The 17,724-nt window shown below is 58.1% G+C and carries 14 protein-coding genes; 8 read left to right on the plus strand and 6 right to left on the minus strand.

From position 1 onward, the window contains the following. Positions 1-956 precede the first annotated feature (956 nt). Positions 957-3,245 carry an FdhF/YdeP family oxidoreductase gene (locus ACOTZC_RS13115; RefSeq protein WP_047173196.1) on the plus strand — a complete coding sequence of 763 codons (2,289 nt, stop codon included), beginning with the start codon at positions 957-959 and terminating at the stop codon, positions 3,243-3,245. A 22-nt stretch (positions 3,246-3,267) separates the two neighbouring features. Beyond that, positions 3,268-4,164 carry a LysR family transcriptional regulator gene (locus ACOTZC_RS13120; RefSeq protein WP_421635842.1) on the plus strand — a complete coding sequence of 299 codons (897 nt, stop codon included), beginning with the start codon at positions 3,268-3,270 and terminating at the stop codon, positions 4,162-4,164. Here ACOTZC_RS13120 and ACOTZC_RS13125 read toward each other — a convergent pair. Further along, a complete protein-coding gene (locus ACOTZC_RS13125; RefSeq protein WP_126303761.1) occupies positions 4,143-4,901 on the minus strand; it encodes a phosphate/phosphite/phosphonate ABC transporter substrate-binding protein in 759 nt (252 codons plus the stop codon). The two genes, ACOTZC_RS13120 and ACOTZC_RS13125, sit on opposite strands and share 22 nt — an antisense overlap. Then, positions 4,894-5,865, minus strand: a complete 972-nt coding sequence (locus ACOTZC_RS13130; protein WP_174259599.1) for a fatty acid desaturase — start codon at positions 5,863-5,865, stop codon at positions 4,894-4,896. Before ACOTZC_RS13130 ends, ACOTZC_RS13125 begins: the two co-directional genes overlap by 8 nt. Before the next feature lie 149 nt (positions 5,866-6,014). Between ACOTZC_RS13130 and ACOTZC_RS13135 the strand changes: the two genes are divergently transcribed. Then, a complete protein-coding gene (locus ACOTZC_RS13135) occupies positions 6,015-6,995 on the plus strand; it encodes a GlxA family transcriptional regulator (protein WP_421635813.1) in 981 nt (326 codons plus the stop codon). Between the two features lie 78 nt (positions 6,996-7,073). Beyond that, positions 7,074-8,084 (plus strand): type I glyceraldehyde-3-phosphate dehydrogenase, encoded by a 1,011-nt coding sequence (gene gap / locus ACOTZC_RS13140; RefSeq protein WP_023312169.1) that lies wholly within the window; start codon positions 7,074-7,076, stop codon positions 8,082-8,084. A gap of 47 nt (positions 8,085-8,131) precedes the next feature. On the opposite strand, the gene ACOTZC_RS13145 is transcribed toward gap, so the two are convergent. Then, the gene (locus tag ACOTZC_RS13145) at positions 8,132-9,319 is read right to left on the minus strand and encodes an MFS transporter (RefSeq protein ID WP_163353923.1); all 1,188 of its coding nucleotides are present in this window, start codon (positions 9,317-9,319) and stop codon (positions 8,132-8,134) included. Positions 9,320-9,434: 115 nt separating this feature from the next. Between ACOTZC_RS13145 and ACOTZC_RS13150 the strand changes: the two genes are divergently transcribed. Together ACOTZC_RS13150 and ACOTZC_RS13155 are read left to right on the plus strand one after the other, a co-directional pair. Then, entirely contained in the window at positions 9,435-10,391 is a 957-nt protein-coding gene (locus ACOTZC_RS13150) for an AraC family transcriptional regulator (protein WP_045404333.1), read from the plus strand. Between the two features lie 102 nt (positions 10,392-10,493). Beyond that, positions 10,494-12,179 (plus strand): alpha,alpha-trehalase, encoded by a 1,686-nt coding sequence (locus tag ACOTZC_RS13155; protein WP_248162075.1) that lies wholly within the window; start codon positions 10,494-10,496, stop codon positions 12,177-12,179. A gap of 431 nt (positions 12,180-12,610) precedes the next feature. Here the strand turns inward: ACOTZC_RS13155 and ACOTZC_RS13160 are convergent, their stop codons facing one another. Both ACOTZC_RS13160 and ACOTZC_RS13165 read right to left on the minus strand, forming a co-directional pair. Then, positions 12,611-14,713 (minus strand): TonB-dependent siderophore receptor, encoded by a 2,103-nt coding sequence (locus tag ACOTZC_RS13160; protein WP_421635814.1) that lies wholly within the window; start codon positions 14,711-14,713, stop codon positions 12,611-12,613. Positions 14,714-14,825: 112 nt separating this feature from the next. Beyond that, complete coding sequence (locus ACOTZC_RS13165; protein ID WP_008502662.1) at positions 14,826-15,080, minus strand: GlsB/YeaQ/YmgE family stress response membrane protein; 255 nt, start codon at positions 15,078-15,080, stop codon at positions 14,826-14,828. Between the two features lie 208 nt (positions 15,081-15,288). Between ACOTZC_RS13165 and ycgR the strand changes: the two genes are divergently transcribed. Next, a complete protein-coding gene (gene ycgR / locus ACOTZC_RS13170) occupies positions 15,289-16,020 on the plus strand; it encodes a flagellar brake protein YcgR (protein ID WP_023312174.1) in 732 nt (243 codons plus the stop codon). 37 nt (positions 16,021-16,057) lie between these two features. Here ycgR and emtA read toward each other — a convergent pair whose 3' ends face one another. Continuing rightward, positions 16,058-16,669, minus strand: a complete 612-nt coding sequence (gene emtA / locus ACOTZC_RS13175) for a membrane-bound lytic murein transglycosylase EmtA (RefSeq protein ID WP_023312175.1) — start codon at positions 16,667-16,669, stop codon at positions 16,058-16,060. 107 nt (positions 16,670-16,776) lie between these two features. Here emtA and ldcA point away from each other — a divergent pair, with 107 nt between their 5' ends. Further along, the gene (gene ldcA / locus ACOTZC_RS13180) at positions 16,777-17,691 is read left to right on the plus strand and encodes a muramoyltetrapeptide carboxypeptidase (protein ID WP_045356007.1); all 915 of its coding nucleotides are present in this window, start codon (positions 16,777-16,779) and stop codon (positions 17,689-17,691) included. The last annotated feature ends 33 nt before the right edge of the window (positions 17,692-17,724 follow it).

The following is a 17,724-nucleotide window of genomic DNA, read 5'->3' on the forward strand; positions in this document are numbered from 1 at the left end:
AGTTTGACTTAGGTGCTATTGTTAAAATAGCCAGGATATTTTCGGGGCGTTACTATTTTAAGGGCATAGCTACCGCACGAGCCCTTCAGAATAAGGCCCAGTGTCTTCCTGACATATTTTGACAAACGGTAAACAAGTTTACATGAGCTTCGTCTCAATTCAATATTTACCGCTACGTAACTGTTGGTAAATGAAGCAGTCGGAAAATTATAGGATTAATCCTATGAAAAAAGCCGATACGGCCTACACGCTGTTATTTTTCCACCACATTACAACGCAAATTATTGTATTATAAAGAAAAAGAACAAAAGAGAACCACTTTCAATAACGCAATACTGCTATTATCGCCACTACCATAATTAGTAGAATTCGCGTATTGGTGAGGTCAGCAGAATATATGAAAGATGAATTATTTGTTGCACTAACAGGGTATCTTTAATATTGAATGCACCCGACAACGTGAATGTGGCTATTTCACTTATGTTGCACTACGTTAATTTTACGCCTCAAAATAACTTTATATTTCGCGTTGTGATAATTCCCCTGTCAGGCATAAATTATATCCATTAATCATTAAGCCTGCGTTAACCATCCTGACATTACCGCAGCCGAAAATGCTCGCAATAGCCCGCCAGCTGCGAACATTCTTTATTGCTGCCGCTCAAAGGCTTCATTCGAAATTTTATTGCTGCTACATCCTCTCCTGCTCGCCCCATCTATCTTGCCTACCGTTTGATAGATAAGATTTATTATTAAAATGATAAAATTTCGTTATAATTTCTTTAAATATTTAAGCATCAGACCCGATAAAACTCTGTAATAAAACGAATTTAAGATAAAGCATTTTTCCACACCGCATGCGCATAGCCATCCGGTCGTCATTGCTTTTACTTATTGTCCGTTGCAGCGTTTTTATGGGTTCAGACGTTGTGTGACCGAAGAAATCAGGAGTGGGTATGAATAAGAAAAGACGCTCGGTGCCGGGTATCAGACACTATGACGGTCCTGCCGGAGGCTGGGGCGCGTTAAAAGCGACGGCCATCGCGGTACGTACCCAAATGGATACCTTTGATGCTCCCGCCACGCTGCTGCGCACCAACCAGCCTGACGGTTTTGACTGCCCGGGCTGCGCGTGGCCGGATAAAGAACACAAGTCGACGTTCCAGTTCTGTGAGAACGGCGCCAAAGCCGTGACCTGGGAAGCCACCAGCAAACGCGTTACCCCCGCGTTTCTGGCTGAGAACAGCGTCTCCTCGCTGCTGGCAAAATCGGACTTTGAACTGGAAGGCTACGGTCGGCTGACGCATCCCCTGCGCTATGACCGGGCAAGCGATACCTTCCGGCCCGTCGACTGGGAAGAGGCGTTTCAACGCATCGGCGAAGTATTGCGCGGGCTCGAACCGGACCAGGTCGAGTTCTATACCTCCGGACGCGCCTCTAACGAAGCGGCGTATCTTTTCCAGCTCTTCGCCCGCGAATACGGCACCAATAACTTCCCCGACTGCTCAAATATGTGTCACGAGGCCACCAGCGTCGGTTTGCCGCGTTCGATTGGCATCGGGAAAGGCACAGTCTCGCTGGACGACTTCGATAAGACCGAGCTGGTGATCTCCATCGGCCACAACCCCGGCACCAACCATCCGCGAATGATGGGGACTCTCCATGAGCTGGCCCGTCGCAACGTGCCGATTATCGTCTTTAACCCGCTGCGCGAGCGCGCCCTCGAACGCTTCGCCGACCCGCAAAGCGTGATTGAAATGGCGACCTACGGCTCAACGGATATCGCCTCGACCTATTTCCAGGTGAAGGCCGGGGGCGATGCCGCCGCGCTGAAAGGCATTGCCAAACATCTGCTGGAAATGGAGGCCGAACGCGGTGACGTGCTCGACCATGCGTTTATTGCCGAACACACCCAGGGCATTGAGGACTTCACCGCCGATATCGCGCAAACCCGCTGGGACGAGATCGAGCGCGAGTCAGGCCTGAGCCAGGCGGCGCTCAAAAAGGTGGCCGACGCCTATGCGAAATCAAATGCCACCATCATTACCTACGGGATGGGCATTACCCAGCACAATAAAGGTACGGCAAACGTCCGCCTGATCGCCGACCTGCTGCTGCTGCGCGGAAACATCGGCAAGCCAGGCGCGGGTATCTGCCCCCTGCGCGGCCACTCCAACGTTCAGGGAAACCGCACCGTCGGGATTAGCGAGAAGCCTACCCCGGCCTTCCTGAACCGTCTGAAGGACGTTTTCGGCTTTGAGCCGCCGTCTCAGCACGGACACGATGCGGTGCAGGCCACGCAGGCGATGATCGACGGCCGCGCGAAGGCGCTCATCTGCCTCGGGGGTAATTTTGCCGTCGCGATGCCCGATCACGAGCGGGGTTTTCCGGCGATGGGCAACCTGGATTTGAGCGTGCACGTCGGGACCAAGCTCAACCGTACCCATCTGCTGGTGGGCAAAGAGACCTTTATCTTTCCGTGTCTCGGCCGCACCGAGCTGGATCTCCAGGCCACCGGCCGTCAGTCCATTACCGTCGAAGACTCCATGTCGATGGTCCATGCCTCGTCCGGCAAGCTGAAGCCCGCCTCGCCGTTACTCCGTTCGGAACCGGCTATCGTCGCCGGCATGGCGAAAGCCACGCTGCCGGAAACCCGCGTGGACTGGCTAACGCTGGTTGAGGATTACGACCGCATCCGCGATCTGATCGAGCAGACCATTCCGGGCTTTGAGAACTACAACGCGCGGATCCGCGTTCCCGGCGGCTTCCGCATGCCGCTGCCGCCGACGCAGCGCATCTGGCCAACGGCGACGGGAAAAGCGATGTTCTCGGTGTTCGACGGCGTTCACGAGAACGCCAGCGGCGAAGGTGAGCACGTTCTGCGCCTGATCACGCTTCGCAGCCACGACCAGTACAACACCACCATTTACGCCCTGGACGACCGCTACCGCGGCGTATTTGGCCGCCGCGACGTGCTGTTTATGAACGAAGACGATATGGTGCAGTCAGGCCTGGAACACGGCGACCGCGTGGATATCGAAACCGCCCTCCCCGGCAGCGTCCAGCGTCTGAAGGACATTACCGTGGTGGCGTACAACATCGCGCCGGGCACCGTCGGCGCCTATTACCCGGAGGCCAACGTGCTGGTGCCGCTTGATTATCTGGATAAGGACAGCGGTACGCCGTCGTATAAATCCGTTCCGGTTCGCATCACCCTGCGCTCGAAAGAGATCCGCATGCTGTAAGGCTGCTCGCGCAGAGATAATGATGGATATTAAACAGTTAAAATATTTAATCGCACTCGACGAGACCCGCCACTTTGGTAAAGCGGCCTCGCAGTGCAACGTCACCCAGCCGACTCTCTCCATGCGCATCCGCAGCCTGGAAGAGGAGCTGGGGCTGGTGCTGATCGTGCGCGGGCAGCGCTTTGAAGGGTTTACGCCGGAGGGTGAACGCATCCTCGCGTGGGCCCGTGCCCTGCTTGCCGCGCACGACGGGTTACAGGCGGAAGCCGCGCTGTGTAAAGGCCAGGTGGTGGGCGAATTACGTCTGGGGATGGTGCCGCTGGCGAGCGTGGATCCGATGATCTTTATTCGCCTGCTGACGCGAAAATACCCGGAGCTGACCTACAGCCTCTATTCCATGCCCTCAGCGCAGATTGCCGACGGCGTAAGTCGCAATCAGCTTGAACTGGGAATTTGCTACCTCAACAGCATCGACACCAGCCTGTTTGACGTTATCCAGCTGCCAAAAACCAAGATGGGCCTGCTGCACGACGTCCGCCATTTTCAGCTCGGCCAGGCAACGCTGACGTGGCACGACCTGACGGATTTTCCGCTGGGGTTCCTGACCAAAGGGATGCATTACCGGGCGCATATGGAGGCCAGCTTTAAATCTGCAGGCATCGAACCGACGTCCGTTTTCGAGAGCGACTCGACGTTCCAGATCATTCAGGCGGTTCAGAGCGGCGTGTGCTGCGCCGTCATGCCGCTGAACAACGGGCTGGAGGCACTGAACAGCAACTTCAGGATCGTCCCCATCGCCGACGCGAACATTGAGGCTCCCGTCGGCCTGATTATGCGCAGGCAGAAGCCCGTCTCCTCGCTGGCGCTGCGCTGCTTTACCGACGCGCAGGAGATTTATCACGCGGACAATGAGGCGTAGGCCTCGCGCGTCACCACGCTAAAACCGTCGATCAGCACCGCGTCGCGCATCTCCCGGTATTCCGGCGCATCCACCAGCTCGTGAAGCGCATCGCGAATAGCGTTAAGCGTTTCAGGCGAGGTGTTATGCGAGGTGATCAGCGGCAGTCCCGGCGTCAGCGGGGTGCGGTCAATGACCGCCAGTCCCGCAAGCCGTTCCGGCTCATGGCGCTGCAGCAGTGCCCAGGTCACACAGTCGATGGCCGCGATATCCCCCGCCCCGCGCTTCACATCAATCAGCGACTGGCGATGGCTGCCGCTGAAGGACGTTTGCGCGAAAAAGGGACCGCCGCTCGCAAGGGGAGCCACTTTTTTTCGCAGCGCATTGTAGCCGGACTGGGAATCCGGGGAGTTACAGACCGCCCGACGTCCGCGAAAATCCGCCAGCGTGAGGTGCCGATCCTCCTCGCGCACCGCCAGAAAGCTGCGGTACTGGATCCCTTCGCAGCCCGGTGCCGCGTAGTGAAAACAGCCGACCACCTGCACGTCCGGGAGCTGCGTGACCAGCGGATAACCACAGGTCTGGCTGAGGATAAGCGCAGGCTGTTGCCAGTGGCTCAGCAGGTCAGACTCCGGCCAGCCGGGATCGCGATCGACGGACACACCGCGCGCGGCCAGCAGCCCCTTTACCGCCAGCCAGAGCGCGCGCGTATCGGCGCGATCCACGGCATACATGGGAAATGCCAGCAGCTTACTCATACCCTTCCCCCTGTTGTTTTGCGGGATGAACGGTGACGTCGACGGGTCTGACCCAGAACTGACGCAGCCATTCACCATAGCCCCTGACGAGAAAACCGTGGTTTCGCCGCTGGTATGCCTCCCGGTTTTGCTCGTAGATGGCCTTCAGCCCGTACCAGGGAACGCCCGGCAGATCGTGATGCACTGAATGGTAGTTGAGATTCAAAAACAGCACCCGCCAGAATAACCCGGCCTCGTTAATGACGGAGCGCGCCAGCGGGTCGTCCGCCGCGCGATGTTCGAAAAACGATCGGACCTTGGTCAGCGCCAGCGCCGGATAGCTGACGGCCAGCACAAACCAGACGGGTGAAAAACCGGTACGCGTCATCCAGGCGAAGAGCGCCACCAGCAGCAAAACGTGAACCAGCCACATCGCCATCGCCCTCAGGTGAAGGTGGCGAAATGCCGCCACGGCGCTGCCCAGCGTCTGCAGGATATCCAGCAGCGGGGCCAGCACCAGCCGCCCGGCGAAGGTATTCCGGGCGCGGATCGTACGCTTCTGCCAGGGGGAAAAGCGCGCCCAGCTCTCGTCGGTAAAATAGTATGACTCCGGGTCATCCACCGGATGGGTCAGGCTATGGTGCCTATGATGGGCGAGATGGGAGTCCCGGTACAGGCCATACGGATACCAGACCGCCAGCGGGAGCGTGCCGAACAGCTGGTTGAGCCAGGCAAAACGCGTGGGGTGCCCGTGGATCAGCTCATGCTGCAGGGACATGTACCAGGCGGTAAACCCGATGAGCAGCAGCGTGGCGGGCAGCAGGCCGAGCGTTTGCCAGAACGCCAGCGTGGCAAACCAGCCTGCATAAATAGTGATAATCAACAGCCACGTGGGCAGTTCGCTTCGCCATAAAAAACCCGATGCAAGGTGGCGGATTTGTTCGCGTTGTTGCGGATGTAAATAGAGGGAGCTTCGTTGACTCATTCCTTCAGACGCCGTTTCGCCAGAGATAATTCTCTGACGATCGGGGATAACGCCTGAAATAACAAAGAACTTAAATCGCATTGCTTTGCCAGAAACGTGGAGCACACGCGCTGCTTGACTTATTCTGTGATAAAGGTACTTTTCAGGACATGAAGAAAATCCTGATTATTGTTCCCGACGGCGGCATGCTGTTTGAAGCCGCCGGTATCGCCGACATTCTGATGCAGGCCAACCGGCTGCATCCGGAAGGGCTTGCACAGCCGCGCTACCGGATTATCATCGCCACCACCCAGCCTCACCAGGTGATCCACGGCCAGTCCGGCCTGAATCTGCTGGCGGACTATCGCCTGCCGGAGCTGGATCCGCGTGAACCGCTGGACACGATTATCATCACAGGACGCGGCATGAACGAGCAGGAGAGCACGGCGGTGGTGGACTGGCTGCACCTCGCTGCGCCGCACGCCCGGCGGGTAGCCTCTGTTTGCGGCGGCGCGATGCTGCTGGCCCAGACCGGCCTGCTGGACGGTCGGCGCGCGACCACCCACTGGCGGCTGCTGGAGACGATGCAAGCCCAGTATCCGACTATCCACGTCGAAGGCGGTCCGCTGTATATTCAGGATGGCCCCATCTGGACCTCCGGCGGCGTGAGTTCCGGGTTCGATCTGACCCTGGCGCTGGTGGAAGACGACTACGGATTTACCCTCGCCCGCGACGTGGCGCAGGATATGGTGATGTATCTGCGCCGTCCCGGCGGCCAGCTGCAGTTCAGCCGTTACAGCCTGAAGCAGACCGGCACATCCGGTCCGATAAGCGAGCTGCAAACCTGGATCCTGCAAAACCTGACCGCCGATCTGTGCGTGGAAAATCTGGCCGAGAAAGCGGCAATGAGCCCGCGTAATTTCACCCGCGTGTTTACCCGCGACGCGGGAGTTTCTCCGGCCCGCTACGTGACCGAAGCGCGTCTGGCCGCGGCCCGCCAGCTGCTTGAGCAGACCCATGACTCCCTTGAGCGCGTTGCCGAGCAAAGCGGGTTTGGTACCAGCATTAACCTGCGCCGCATCTTTGAGAAACAGCTTCACCTCACGCCTGGCGAGTACCGCCAGCGCTTCCACTGCCGCAAGATGGCGTAATCTGATCCTTTTTTGTCGTTTACGCCAACCGGCCCGACGCCTACAGTGGCTCCAGACAACAGAGATAAGGAGTGCACCATGGTTAAGGTCGGTATTAACGGTTTCGGCCGTATCGGACGTAATTTCCTGCGCGCGGCGCTGGGTAACCCGGATCTGCAGATTGTGGCCATTAACGATCTGACGGACAGTAAAACCCTCGCCCACCTGCTGAAGCATGATTCCCTTCTGGGCAAACTGCCCGCGCCCGTTGAAGCGGCTGACGGCGCGCTGCAGGTAGACGGGCAGCGGATCGTCGTATTTAGCGAACGCGATCCGGCGAATATCCCTTGGCGTGACGTCGGCGTTGACGTGGTGATTGAGGCCACCGGCTTCTTTACCGAGCGGGAAAAAGCGGCGGTGCATATCACCCACGGCGGCGCCAAGCGCGTCATCATTTCCGCCCCCGGGAAGAACGACGACCTGACGATTGTGATGGGGGTTAATCACGAGCAGTACGATCCAGCCCGTCACGCGGTGGTGAGTAACGGGAGTTGCACCACGAACGGTCTGGCGCCGGCCGCTCAGGTGCTGCACCAGCAGTTCGGGATTGAGCATGGCCTGATGAACACGACGCACGCCTACACCAACAGCCAGGCGCTGCACGATCAGCCGGAGAAAGATCTGCGCGGCGCTCGCGCGGCGGCGCTGTCGATTGTTCCTTACTCAAGCGGCGCGGCAAAAGCACTGGGGAAAGTGATCCCATCCCTTGACGGCAAACTGACCGGGTACTCCCTGCGCGTGCCGGTGCCGGTGGTGTCGATTGTGGATTTAACGGTAACGCTGAGCCGTAACGTAACCGCCGAAGAGGTGAACGAGGCGTTCCGCAACGCGGCCGCCAGCGGGCCACTGAAAGGTATTCTGGGCTATAGCGACGAACCGCTGGTCTCTAGCGATTACCAGGGCGACCCACGCTCCTCGATTATCGACGGGCTTTCCACGCTGGTGATTGGCGGGAACATGGTGAAGATCCTGGCGTGGTACGACAACGAGTGGGGCTTCTCTAACCGTCTGGTTGATCTGGCGGTGTGGATGGATAAGAAAGGGCTGTAAGTCTTACCGTGATGCCGGGTGGCGCTTGCGCTCACCCGGCAAATAATTCACTCCGCCTTCACTTTTACTCCCATAAACACAATTACCATCGCCGTTACCAGCAAAAGACCGCTGCCCGCGAATACGCCGCTGGCACCGTTGAGGTCAAATACCGCCCCGCCCCCGGCCGCACCGGCACTGATTGCCAGCTGAATTGAGGCCACCAGCAGCCCGCCTGCACTTTCGGCTTCATCCGGAACGGTGGTAGCAAGCCAGGTTGACCAGCCCACCGGAACCAGACCAAATGCAAAGCCCCACAGCGCGACCAGGAACCCGTCCAGCATCGCCAGATGACCAAACGCCACCATCGTGAGCGCGAGAACGCCCATTGCGAACGGCACCAGCGCCAGCGTCAGGCGCAGATTGCGTGCCAGCAGATGCCCGGCAACGGAGGTGCCGACAAAGTTGGCCAGCCCAAAGCCGAGCAGGATCAGCGAAATGGTCTCAACGCTAGCCTGCCCCACCGTTTCCAGGAACGGGCGCAGGTAGGTAAAGAAGGCGAAATGGCCGCTGAAGATCAGGATGGTCGCCAGCATGCCGCCGATCATCCCCGGACGACGCAGCACGCGGAACAGCGTACTCAGGCTGCTGCTGCTCTCCGGCTTCATGGACGGCAGGACCCAGAGCTGCCACAGCAGCGCCAGCATGCTCGGCAGGATGCAGAGAACAAAGACGTTGCGCCAGCCGATCAGGCTGCCCAGATAGCTGCCGAGCGGCGCCGCGACCACCGTGGCTATCGATACGCTGGAGAAGATCACCGCCAGCGCCTTCGGCACTTTATCCGCCGGAACCAGACGCATCGTGGTCGCCGTCGACATCGCCCAGAATCCCCCGATGGCGATCCCCAGCAGCAGGCGGCCCATCAGCAGGACGTGCAGGTTGGGCGCAAAGGCTACCAGCAGGCTGGAGATAATTTGCAGCACCGAGAAAAACATCAGCACCCAGCGGCGGTCGATGCTTTTGGTCGCCGGCGTAATCAGCAGTCCGGTCACCAGCGCCACCAGCGCGGTGGCGGTGACGGCCTGTCCGGCCATTCCCTCACTCACGCCCAGGCTCGCGGCCATCGGCGTTAACAGACTGGCGGGCAGAAATTCTGCCGTAATCAAACCAAACACCCCCAGCCCCAGTGAATAGACGGCCCGCCAGGCGGGTTTTGCAGGCGCTACCGCCTCGCTCGCCGCGACACATGAATTCATCTGTTTTTCTCCCGTTATAAAAATGTGACAACTGTCGCAAAAGCATAGAAGGTTCACCCTGGACGATCTATGACATATAATCTCCACTTATTGATTATTCGTCCGGAGTTGCGCCATGACCGTACAGTCACCCGATCTGATCAGCGAACTTTTACGCGGCATGCGCCTGTCAGGGGTTAAATACCGGCGGATTGAAGCCTGCTCGCCGTTTGGCGTCGCGTTCCATCACGCCCCCGGCAAAGCGCAGTTTCATTTCGTGAGCCACGGCAGCGCCCTGCTGCGAATGGAGAGCGGTGCGGCCTTTCAGCTGAGCAGCGGAGACGCCCTCTTTATTCCAGGCGGCAATTCCCATGCCCTGCTCTCCGACGAGCGGGCCACCATTACCCCGGTCAGCGACTTTCCCAGCGAGCCTATCTGCAGCTCGGTGTGTGCCATCACCTGCGAGCCCTGCCCTGAAAGCGAGAACACCATCATCTTTAGCGGGTGCATGGATTTTGAGCTGGGCGGGATGCAGCCGCTGATCAAGGCGATGCCGGAAGTGATGATGGTCAGCCGGCTGATGTCCACCTGGCCGGAGATCCACCCGCTGCTGGCGGCGATGGAGCGGGAATCCGTGGCGCGTCAGGCCGGGTATGCCGGTATCCTTGCGCGTCTGGCCGACGTGGTGGCGGCGTTAATCGTGCGCGGCTGGGTTGAAGGCGGGTGTGGTAAAGCCACCGGCTGGGTGCAGGTTCTGCGTGACCCGCGCCTGAGCCGGGCCATTTACGCCATGCACCAGCAGCCCGGCCTGAACTGGAGCGTGGCGGATCTGGCAAAAGAAGCGGGCACGTCCCGTTCCGTGTTCGCCGAACGGTTCCTGGCCGCGACGGGAACCACCCCGGCAAAATATCTCAGCGAGCTGAGGATGCGACTGGCCATCCAGTACATTCGCCACGAAAATCAGCCGATTGAAACCGTCGCGCTGCGGCTGGGGTACGGCTCTCTGGCGGCGTTTAGCCGGGCATTTAAGCGCATCATTGGACAGGCGCCGGGCACGCTGCGGGAAGCCAGCCAGACGCCGGAAGAGGTCTGACGGGCAGGCAATTATTAACGCGAAGCGGGCAATATTCGTCTAAGGTTTTCAGGTGATTGACAACAGCGGTCACGCTGTTTAGTGAAGACAGGAGACGAACTGATGATAAGACCTCGTACACTACGCCCCGCATTCTTGCCCCTTGCGTTAGGAGGCGCGCTGCTCGGCGTCACTACTTTCGGTTATGCCGACGATAGCCCCGCAGCCCAGACAACCTCACCCGATATTTTGCTGGGCCCGCTGTTTAACGATGTGCAAAGCGCCAAACTGTTTCCCGATCAGAAAACCTTCGCGGATGCCGTCCCCAAAAGCGACCCGCTGATGATTCTGGCGGATTACCGGATGCAGCACACGCAGTCCAGCTTTGACTTACGCCACTTTGTCGAGATGAACTTTACGCTCCCTGCGGAAGGGGAAAAATATGTTCCGCCTGCTGGACAAAGTTTACGTGAGCACATTGACGATCTCTGGCCCGTGCTGACGCGCACCACGGATAAAGCCAGCAACAAATGGGATTCCCTGCTGCCGTTACCCAAACCTTACGTTGTGCCGGGCGGACGTTTCCGCGAGGTCTACTACTGGGACAGCTATTTCACCATGCTGGGCCTGGCAGAGAGCGATCACTGGGACAAAATCAGCGACATGGTGGATAACTTTGCGTATGAGATTGATACCTTCGGCCACATTCCCAACGGCAACCGCAGCTATTACCTGAGCCGCTCCCAGCCGCCGTTTTTCTCAATGATGGTTGAACTGCTGGCGACCCACGACAGCGATGCGCTGAAGAAGTACCGCCCGCAGATGGAGAAAGAGTATGCCTACTGGATGGACGGCGTCGACGCCCTTCAACCGGGGCAGGCTAACAAACGCGTGGTGAAGCTGGACGACGGCGCTATCCTCAACCGCTACTGGGACGACCGCGACACCCCGCGCCCGGAGTCCTGGCTTGACGACGTGAATACCGCCAAAAGTAACCCTAACCGGCCTGCGACCGAGATCTACCGTGATTTGCGTTCCGCTGCGGCCTCGGGCTGGGACTTTAGCTCCCGCTGGATGGACGATCCGCAAAAGCTCGGCACCATCCGAACCACCAGCATTGTCCCCGTGGACCTGAACGCCCTGATGTTCAAGATGGAAAAACTGCTGGCGCGGGCAAGCCAGGAGGGTGGCGACGCCGCCAGCGCAAGCAAGTACGAGGCGCTGGCGACGGCGCGTCAGAAAGCCATCGAGAGCCACCTGTGGAATGATAAAGAGGGTTGGTACGCGGATTACGATCTGAAAAGCAAGAAGGTACGCAATCAGCTCACGGCGGCAGCCCTGTTCCCGCTTTACGTGAAGGCGGCGGCGCAGGATCGGGCCGATAAAGTCGCCGCGGCAACTTCATCGCGCCTGTTGAAACCGGGCGGTATTGCGACCACCACCGTAAACAGCGGCCAGCAGTGGGATGCGCCAAACGGCTGGGCCCCACTGCAGTGGGTGGCCGCGGAAGGGCTGCAGAATTACGGACAGGAGAAGGTCTCAATGGACGTGACCTGGCGCTTCCTGAAGAACGTTCAGCATACTTACGACCGCGAAAAGAAACTGGTCGAGAAGTATGACGTGTCGACAACCGGTGCGGGCGGCGGCGGCGGTGAGTATCCGCTGCAGGACGGCTTCGGCTGGAGCAACGGCGTGACGCTGAAAATGCTGGATCGGGTCTGTCCGAAAGCAAAACCGTGCGACAGCGTGCCGGAGAATCAGCCTGCGGCGAATGATGAGGCTGCGCCGGTGAAAGCTGCTGCACAGTGAGGGTATTGCCGGGTGTCGGCTACGCCTTACCCGGCCTGCGCGTGCTGGCTCTCTCCCTCCGGGAGAAGGTTAGCCAGTAAGTTTTGAGCAGAAGCAATAACGTTGTTTCAGAACGCCTGAACGCTTTCAGCGATGCCATGGTCCGGCTGTAAATCGCTGAGGCATTTCCTTCCGCCCGTCCCCGACAAGCCGGAAGGAATAAGCCGAGGGCACCGCGAAGCGGTGATTTACCGCCGGGAGCCCGGGTCGCCAGGGTGGCGGCGACCGAGCCACCCTGGCACGTTCACCGGTCACATCGTTACAGAGTAGCAAGGAACATAAAGTGAACGGAATGACCACCACAGCCGTATGTTCCCCCTCACCCCAGCCCTCTCCCTCAAGGGAGAGGGGGCAGTCCGATTGCGCATTTTTGACGGGGTTTCCCTGGTTCCTTAGAAACTATAACTCGCCCCTAACTGATACGTCCTGTCACGTCCAATCCAGCAGTTGGTCGCGTCGTAGCAGGTCAGCGTCTCTTTGTTGGTGATATTCTGCGCGCTGGCTTTGAGCGTTAACCCTGCCAGCGAGGGCAGGATTTCGCCCATCCGGTACGAGGCCGCCAGATCGTACTGCGTAGTGCCGCCCAGTTTTCCCGCATCGTTTGCCGGAGAGATTTCCATCGGCCCGGTGTAGCGTGCGCCCGCTCCCAGCATCAGTCCTTTCAGCGGCGTATTTTCAAAGGTGTAGTCCCCCCAGAGGTTGAAGGCATTCTCCGGGACCTGCGTTGGACGTTTACCTTTGTACTTGTCATCTTCCCGGTTGATCGCGTGTGTGTACGCATAGTTGGCAATCAGCGTCAGGCTGTCCGTCGGACGGCTGATGGCGGACAGCTCTGCCCCTTTGGATTCCACTTCCCCGGTCTGACGATAGTTCAGGAAGCCCGGGTCGGAGGTGACGACATTTTTCTGCCGGATGTTAAACACCGAGGCGGTAAAGGTGGTGGCGTAGTCGGCCAGCAGAAATTTCACCCCGCCCTCCACCTGCTTGCTGGTGGTCGGTTTGACGTCTTTCGCCACGAGCGTGCCCTGCGGTGAGACCGGCGCAAAACCTTCTGAATAGCTGATAAACGGCGACAGACCGTTATCGAAGGCGTAAAGCGCGCCCAGGCGTTTGGTGACGCGATCCTGCGACACCCAGGCTTTATCACCGTTTTGCAGGTAGTTGGTAGTGACAGAGCGGTGATCGTCGTAGCGCAGGCTGCCCAACAGGTTGAGGCCGCCAAATTCAACCTGATCCTGCAGGTAGTAACCGTTTTGCTGGTAGCTGAGACGGTTTTTCTGGGCGGTATAGAGCCCCAGCGCGCTTTCCTGGATCTGCGAATAGTCAGGATACCGCATATCGATACCCGGCGTGGCCGACGCGTAGCGATAGTGGAAATGGGAGTTCAGCTTCTGATAGTCAAACCCGGCCAGCAGATGGTGTTTCCACTCGCCCAGCGCAACGGTTTTGGTCACCTGGTTGTCGATGTTGAAGCTCTTAAGGTCTTCATCGGTGGTATAAGCAAAGCGGTTGAGCTGATACACCTCGCTTCCCGTCCCTGTCGCGTAGACGCTGCGCTGGTGGGTATCGACGTCGAAATAGCGCGCCTTCTGGTTAAAGCCCCAGCCGCTGTCAAACTCATGTTCAAAACTGTAGCCCAGCATCCACTGACGCTGCTTAAACCCGCTCCACTCATCTCCGGCGTAATCGCGCTTGCCCGCATATTTCGAGCGCAGGTAGGCGAGCGGCAGCGGGTTAGACGGCGTCAGGCTCGGGGTGTTTTGCGCCAGCGCGTCCAGGGTGAGGCGGGTTTTGCTGTCCGGCTGCCAGGTGACGGACGGAGCAACCAGGTAGTTTTCATACCGGGTGGTGTGCGGCTGATCGTCGTTTTCCGTGGCTTTGCCCAGCAGACGGTAGTTCCAGTCGCTGTCGGCAATCTGCCCGGTTGAATCGAGATAGCCCTCTTTCAGATTACGGTTTCCGGTGTTAACGCCGATCTCCGTCCGCGCTTCCCGCTGCGGTTTTTTACTTTGAATATTCACCAGCCCACCCGGCGAACCGCCGCCGTAAAGTACCGATGAGGGACCTTTCAGGATATCAACGCTGTCGATCAGCAGCGGATCGATGCGCGCTTTGGTATTGCCGGTGACGTTATAGGGCAGCTGCAGCCCGTTGTAGAACTCCTGGTCAACGGTAAAGCCACGAATTTTATATTCGCTCATGTAGGAGGTATTTCCCCGCACCTCGGTTGAGACGCCCGGGGCATAGCGCAGGATTTCATTCACCGAATTCGCGTGACGCTTTTCAATTTCCGGCGCAGAGAGGGTCGTGATGACCTGCGGCGTTTTACTTTCAGCAACGGCCGATTTCGTGGCGCTGTTCGTCCAGGCCGGCAGCGCGCTGCCCTGCTCTGAACCTGTGACGACGATGGTGGATTCTTCGGCGAACACCGGGACCTGCAATGCCAGCGTGACGGCCCCTGCCAGGGCGCAAAGCGTAAAACGTGAGGTATTCATAATGTCGTCTTGTTGTTAGATGCAATACGGAACGACAATTATTATCATTTAGATTAACAAATCAATACTCTGCCAAAAAAACGGCCCTCCGCAGAGAGCCGTTCATGTCAATTTATGCTCGTCGCAGTAACCTGAATATGCCCAGCACCACAATGGCACCCACGACAGCGACCAGAAAACTGTGCAGGTCGAAACCACTTATGTTGCCTCCAAAGCCAAACATCGTCGCCAGCCAGCCGCCCACAACCGCACCAACGACCCCGAGTACACAGGTCAAAATAAAGCCGCCGCCATCGTTTCCCGGCATGATCAGTTTAGCGATAGCGCCAGCAATAAGACCAAAGATAATCCAGGCGATGATACCCATAGCGATGCCCTCTTGCAGGTTTAACGCGTGCGCAGAAAACCTTCTGCACAGCTAACTTAAGTATAGGTCATCGCCGGAAAACCATTTTCATCTCACCGACTTATCTTTGCTTAAACAGGCAAAAAAAACTCACCGGTTTGTATTAAGTTTCATTGCAGATTGCCGATAACGCTAAGACAGTCCGTCATCTATCAAGGAGCCATCCGGCGTGAGTCATTACAGTGAGCAGTTCCTCAAGCAAAATCCGCTGGCTGTATTAGGGGTATTACGCGACCTGCAAAAAGGTGAAGTGCCGCTGCGCATCAGCTGGTCGAATAATCAGTTCATCAGCAAGATCCTTGACGCCTCGCAGGATCGGCTGGTGATTGATTTAGGCAGTCAGGAGTATGAAAACCGCGCGGCGCTAAAAGCGGAGAATATCGCGGTGATGGCCGAAACGCAGGGCGCCAAAGTGGAATTTGTCCTGTCGCGGCTGGAACTGAGCGAATATCAGGGACTGCCGGCTTTTGTTACCCCGCTTCCGACGAATCTCTGGTTTGTTCAGCGTCGTGAATATTTCCGCATCAGCGCCCCGCTTCACCCCGCCTATTTTTGTAAGGCCAAAATGCCGGACAAAAAAGAGATCCGCTTCCGCCTCTTCGATCTGTCACTCGGCGGCATGGGCGCGCTGATGGATACGCCGAAACCGGACGGGCTGGTAGAGGGCATGCGCTTTACGCAAATTGAACTGGATATGGGGGGCTGGGGTCGCTTTTATTTCGATGCGCAGCTGATTGCCATCAGCGACCGCACCGTCGTGGACAGCAAAAATGAAACTATCACCACGCCGCGTCTGAGCTTCCGTTTCCTCAACGTCGGGCCCGGCGCAGAGCGTGAGCTTCAGCGTATTATCTATTCCCTGGAGCGGGAGGCGCGGGAACGCGCAAATAAAGTTCTGTGAAGAAATCGGGCAGCGTGACCGCCGCCCGTCTGCGGCATTACATGGCATCCATCGCTTTCTGTACTTTCCAGATATAACGAGGCGCCTGTGGTGCCGGGTGATTTTTCGCCACATGCTCAAAGAATTCGTCTTTGTCCATATCGTTAATCTCTTCTATCGCCTCTTTGCGGTCAGAGGAGAAGGTTCTGAGCAACGCGCCGGCACCGTTAACGTAAGACACCACCAGCGCGTACTGCATCACCTCCGGATCCTTAATCCCCTTCAGCACGCCATGCTCCATAATGCTCAGATAGGCCGTGCCCATTGAAATGTTGCGTTCCGGGTTTTTCAGCTCGCTGGTCGACGGCTGGCCGCTCCAGCCCATGTAGCGATAAACCTCTCTCCCCGCCGTTGACGCTTTAAGCTGCATCAGCCCCACCGCGTTGGATTTGCTGACAAGCGTGGGATTACCGCCGGACTCCACCGCAATGATCGCCGTGATGAGACGCGGGCTGACGCCCCAGGCCTTCCCGGCTTGCTCACTGATCGGCATCCACTGCATGGCCCGTTTCACCGGCACTTCCGGGTTCCAGGGCGGGTTTTGATAATCATGTTTTGAACTACAGCCAGCGAGCAACACAATCAAAAAAGCAAACCATCTCAATTTCACGTCATCTATCCTTATAGCCGGTCATCGCGGTGCGCCGCCTCTTGAAGCAGGCGGCGTATAAGCGGCATGATATAGACAATTAGTTTCTCATTCAGCAAGGAATTGCCATGTCTCAGTTTCATCTTATCGCGCCGTCGGGCTACTGCATTAACCAGGACGCGGCGCAGCGGGGCGTTCAGCGTTTGCTGGAATCTGGCCATCAGGTAGAAAATCAGACGATTATCCCCCGCCGCCAGCAGCGTTTTGCCGGTACCGAAGCGCAGAGGCTGAATGATATCAATAGTCTGGTGAACCTGACGGGCGAAAACCGGGTTGTGCTTGCGGTGCGTGGCGGATACGGTGCGAGCCGGCTGCTGGAGAGCATTGACTGGCAGGGGCTGGCGCTGCGCCAGCAGCAGGATCCGCTGCTGATCTGCGGCCACAGCGATTTCACCGTCATCCAGCTCGGGCTGCTGGCCCTGCATAACGTCATCACGTTTAGCGGCCCGATGCTGGCCGGTAACTTCGGCGCACCGGAGCTGGACGCGTTCACCGTGGAACATTTCTGGCGCGCGCTGCGTAACCCTACCTACAGCGTGGAGTGGCAAGGCAATGGACCGCACTGGGAGTGTGAAGGCCAGCTCTGGGGGGGTAACCTGGCGATGCTGGTCTCGCTCATCGGCACGCCGTGGATGCCGCAAATCGAGGACGGCATTCTTGTGCTGGAAGATATCAACGAACATCCGTTCCGCGTCGAGCGCATGCTATTGCAGCTTTATCATGCCGGTATTCTTGAACGCCAGTCCGCGGTTGTGCTGGGCAGCTTCAGCGGCTCTGCCCCGAATGACTATGACGCGGGTTACTCCCTTGAGACCATGGTCGACTTCGTTCGCTCGCGGCTGGATATTCCGGTCATCACCGGTCTCGATTTCGGCCACGAGCAGCAAACCGTGACCCTGGCGCTGGGGGCGCACGCCACCCTGATCCACAATGATTCCGGCAGTCGGCTGACCATCAGCGGTCATCCTGTCATAAAGGCATAAAAAAGCCGTTATACCCCCTTAATAAAACGCTGT

Source organism: Enterobacter cloacae complex sp. SHL009 (assembly GCF_049237205.1).
GTDB lineage: Bacteria > Pseudomonadota > Gammaproteobacteria > Enterobacterales > Enterobacteriaceae > Enterobacter > Enterobacter cloacae_M.

Excerpts from the sequence above, each read along its gene's own strand:
- ACOTZC_RS13120 (WP_421635842.1), top strand. The coding sequence starts at position 3,268 with ATGGATATTAAACAGTTAAAATATTTAATCGCACTCGACGAGACCCGC.
- ACOTZC_RS13130 (WP_174259599.1), bottom strand. The coding sequence starts at position 5,865 with ATGAGTCAACGAAGCTCCCTCTATTTACATCCGCAACAACGCGAACAA.
- ACOTZC_RS13145 (WP_163353923.1), bottom strand. The coding sequence starts at position 9,319 with ATGAATTCATGTGTCGCGGCGAGCGAGGCGGTAGCGCCTGCAAAACCC.
- ACOTZC_RS13160 (WP_421635814.1), bottom strand. The coding sequence starts at position 14,713 with ATGAATACCTCACGTTTTACGCTTTGCGCCCTGGCAGGGGCCGTCACG.
- ACOTZC_RS13155 (WP_248162075.1), top strand. The coding sequence starts at position 10,494 with ATGATAAGACCTCGTACACTACGCCCCGCATTCTTGCCCCTTGCGTTA.
- ACOTZC_RS13150 (WP_045404333.1), top strand. The coding sequence starts at position 9,435 with ATGACCGTACAGTCACCCGATCTGATCAGCGAACTTTTACGCGGCATG.
- ACOTZC_RS13115 (WP_047173196.1), top strand. The coding sequence starts at position 957 with ATGAATAAGAAAAGACGCTCGGTGCCGGGTATCAGACACTATGACGGT.
- ACOTZC_RS13125 (WP_126303761.1), bottom strand. The coding sequence starts at position 4,901 with ATGAGTAAGCTGCTGGCATTTCCCATGTATGCCGTGGATCGCGCCGAT.
- ACOTZC_RS13135 (WP_421635813.1), top strand. The coding sequence starts at position 6,015 with ATGAAGAAAATCCTGATTATTGTTCCCGACGGCGGCATGCTGTTTGAA.
- ACOTZC_RS13165 (WP_008502662.1), bottom strand. The coding sequence starts at position 15,080 with ATGGGTATCATCGCCTGGATTATCTTTGGTCTTATTGCTGGCGCTATC.
- ldcA (WP_045356007.1), top strand. The coding sequence starts at position 16,777 with ATGTCTCAGTTTCATCTTATCGCGCCGTCGGGCTACTGCATTAACCAG.
- gap (WP_023312169.1), top strand. The coding sequence starts at position 7,074 with ATGGTTAAGGTCGGTATTAACGGTTTCGGCCGTATCGGACGTAATTTC.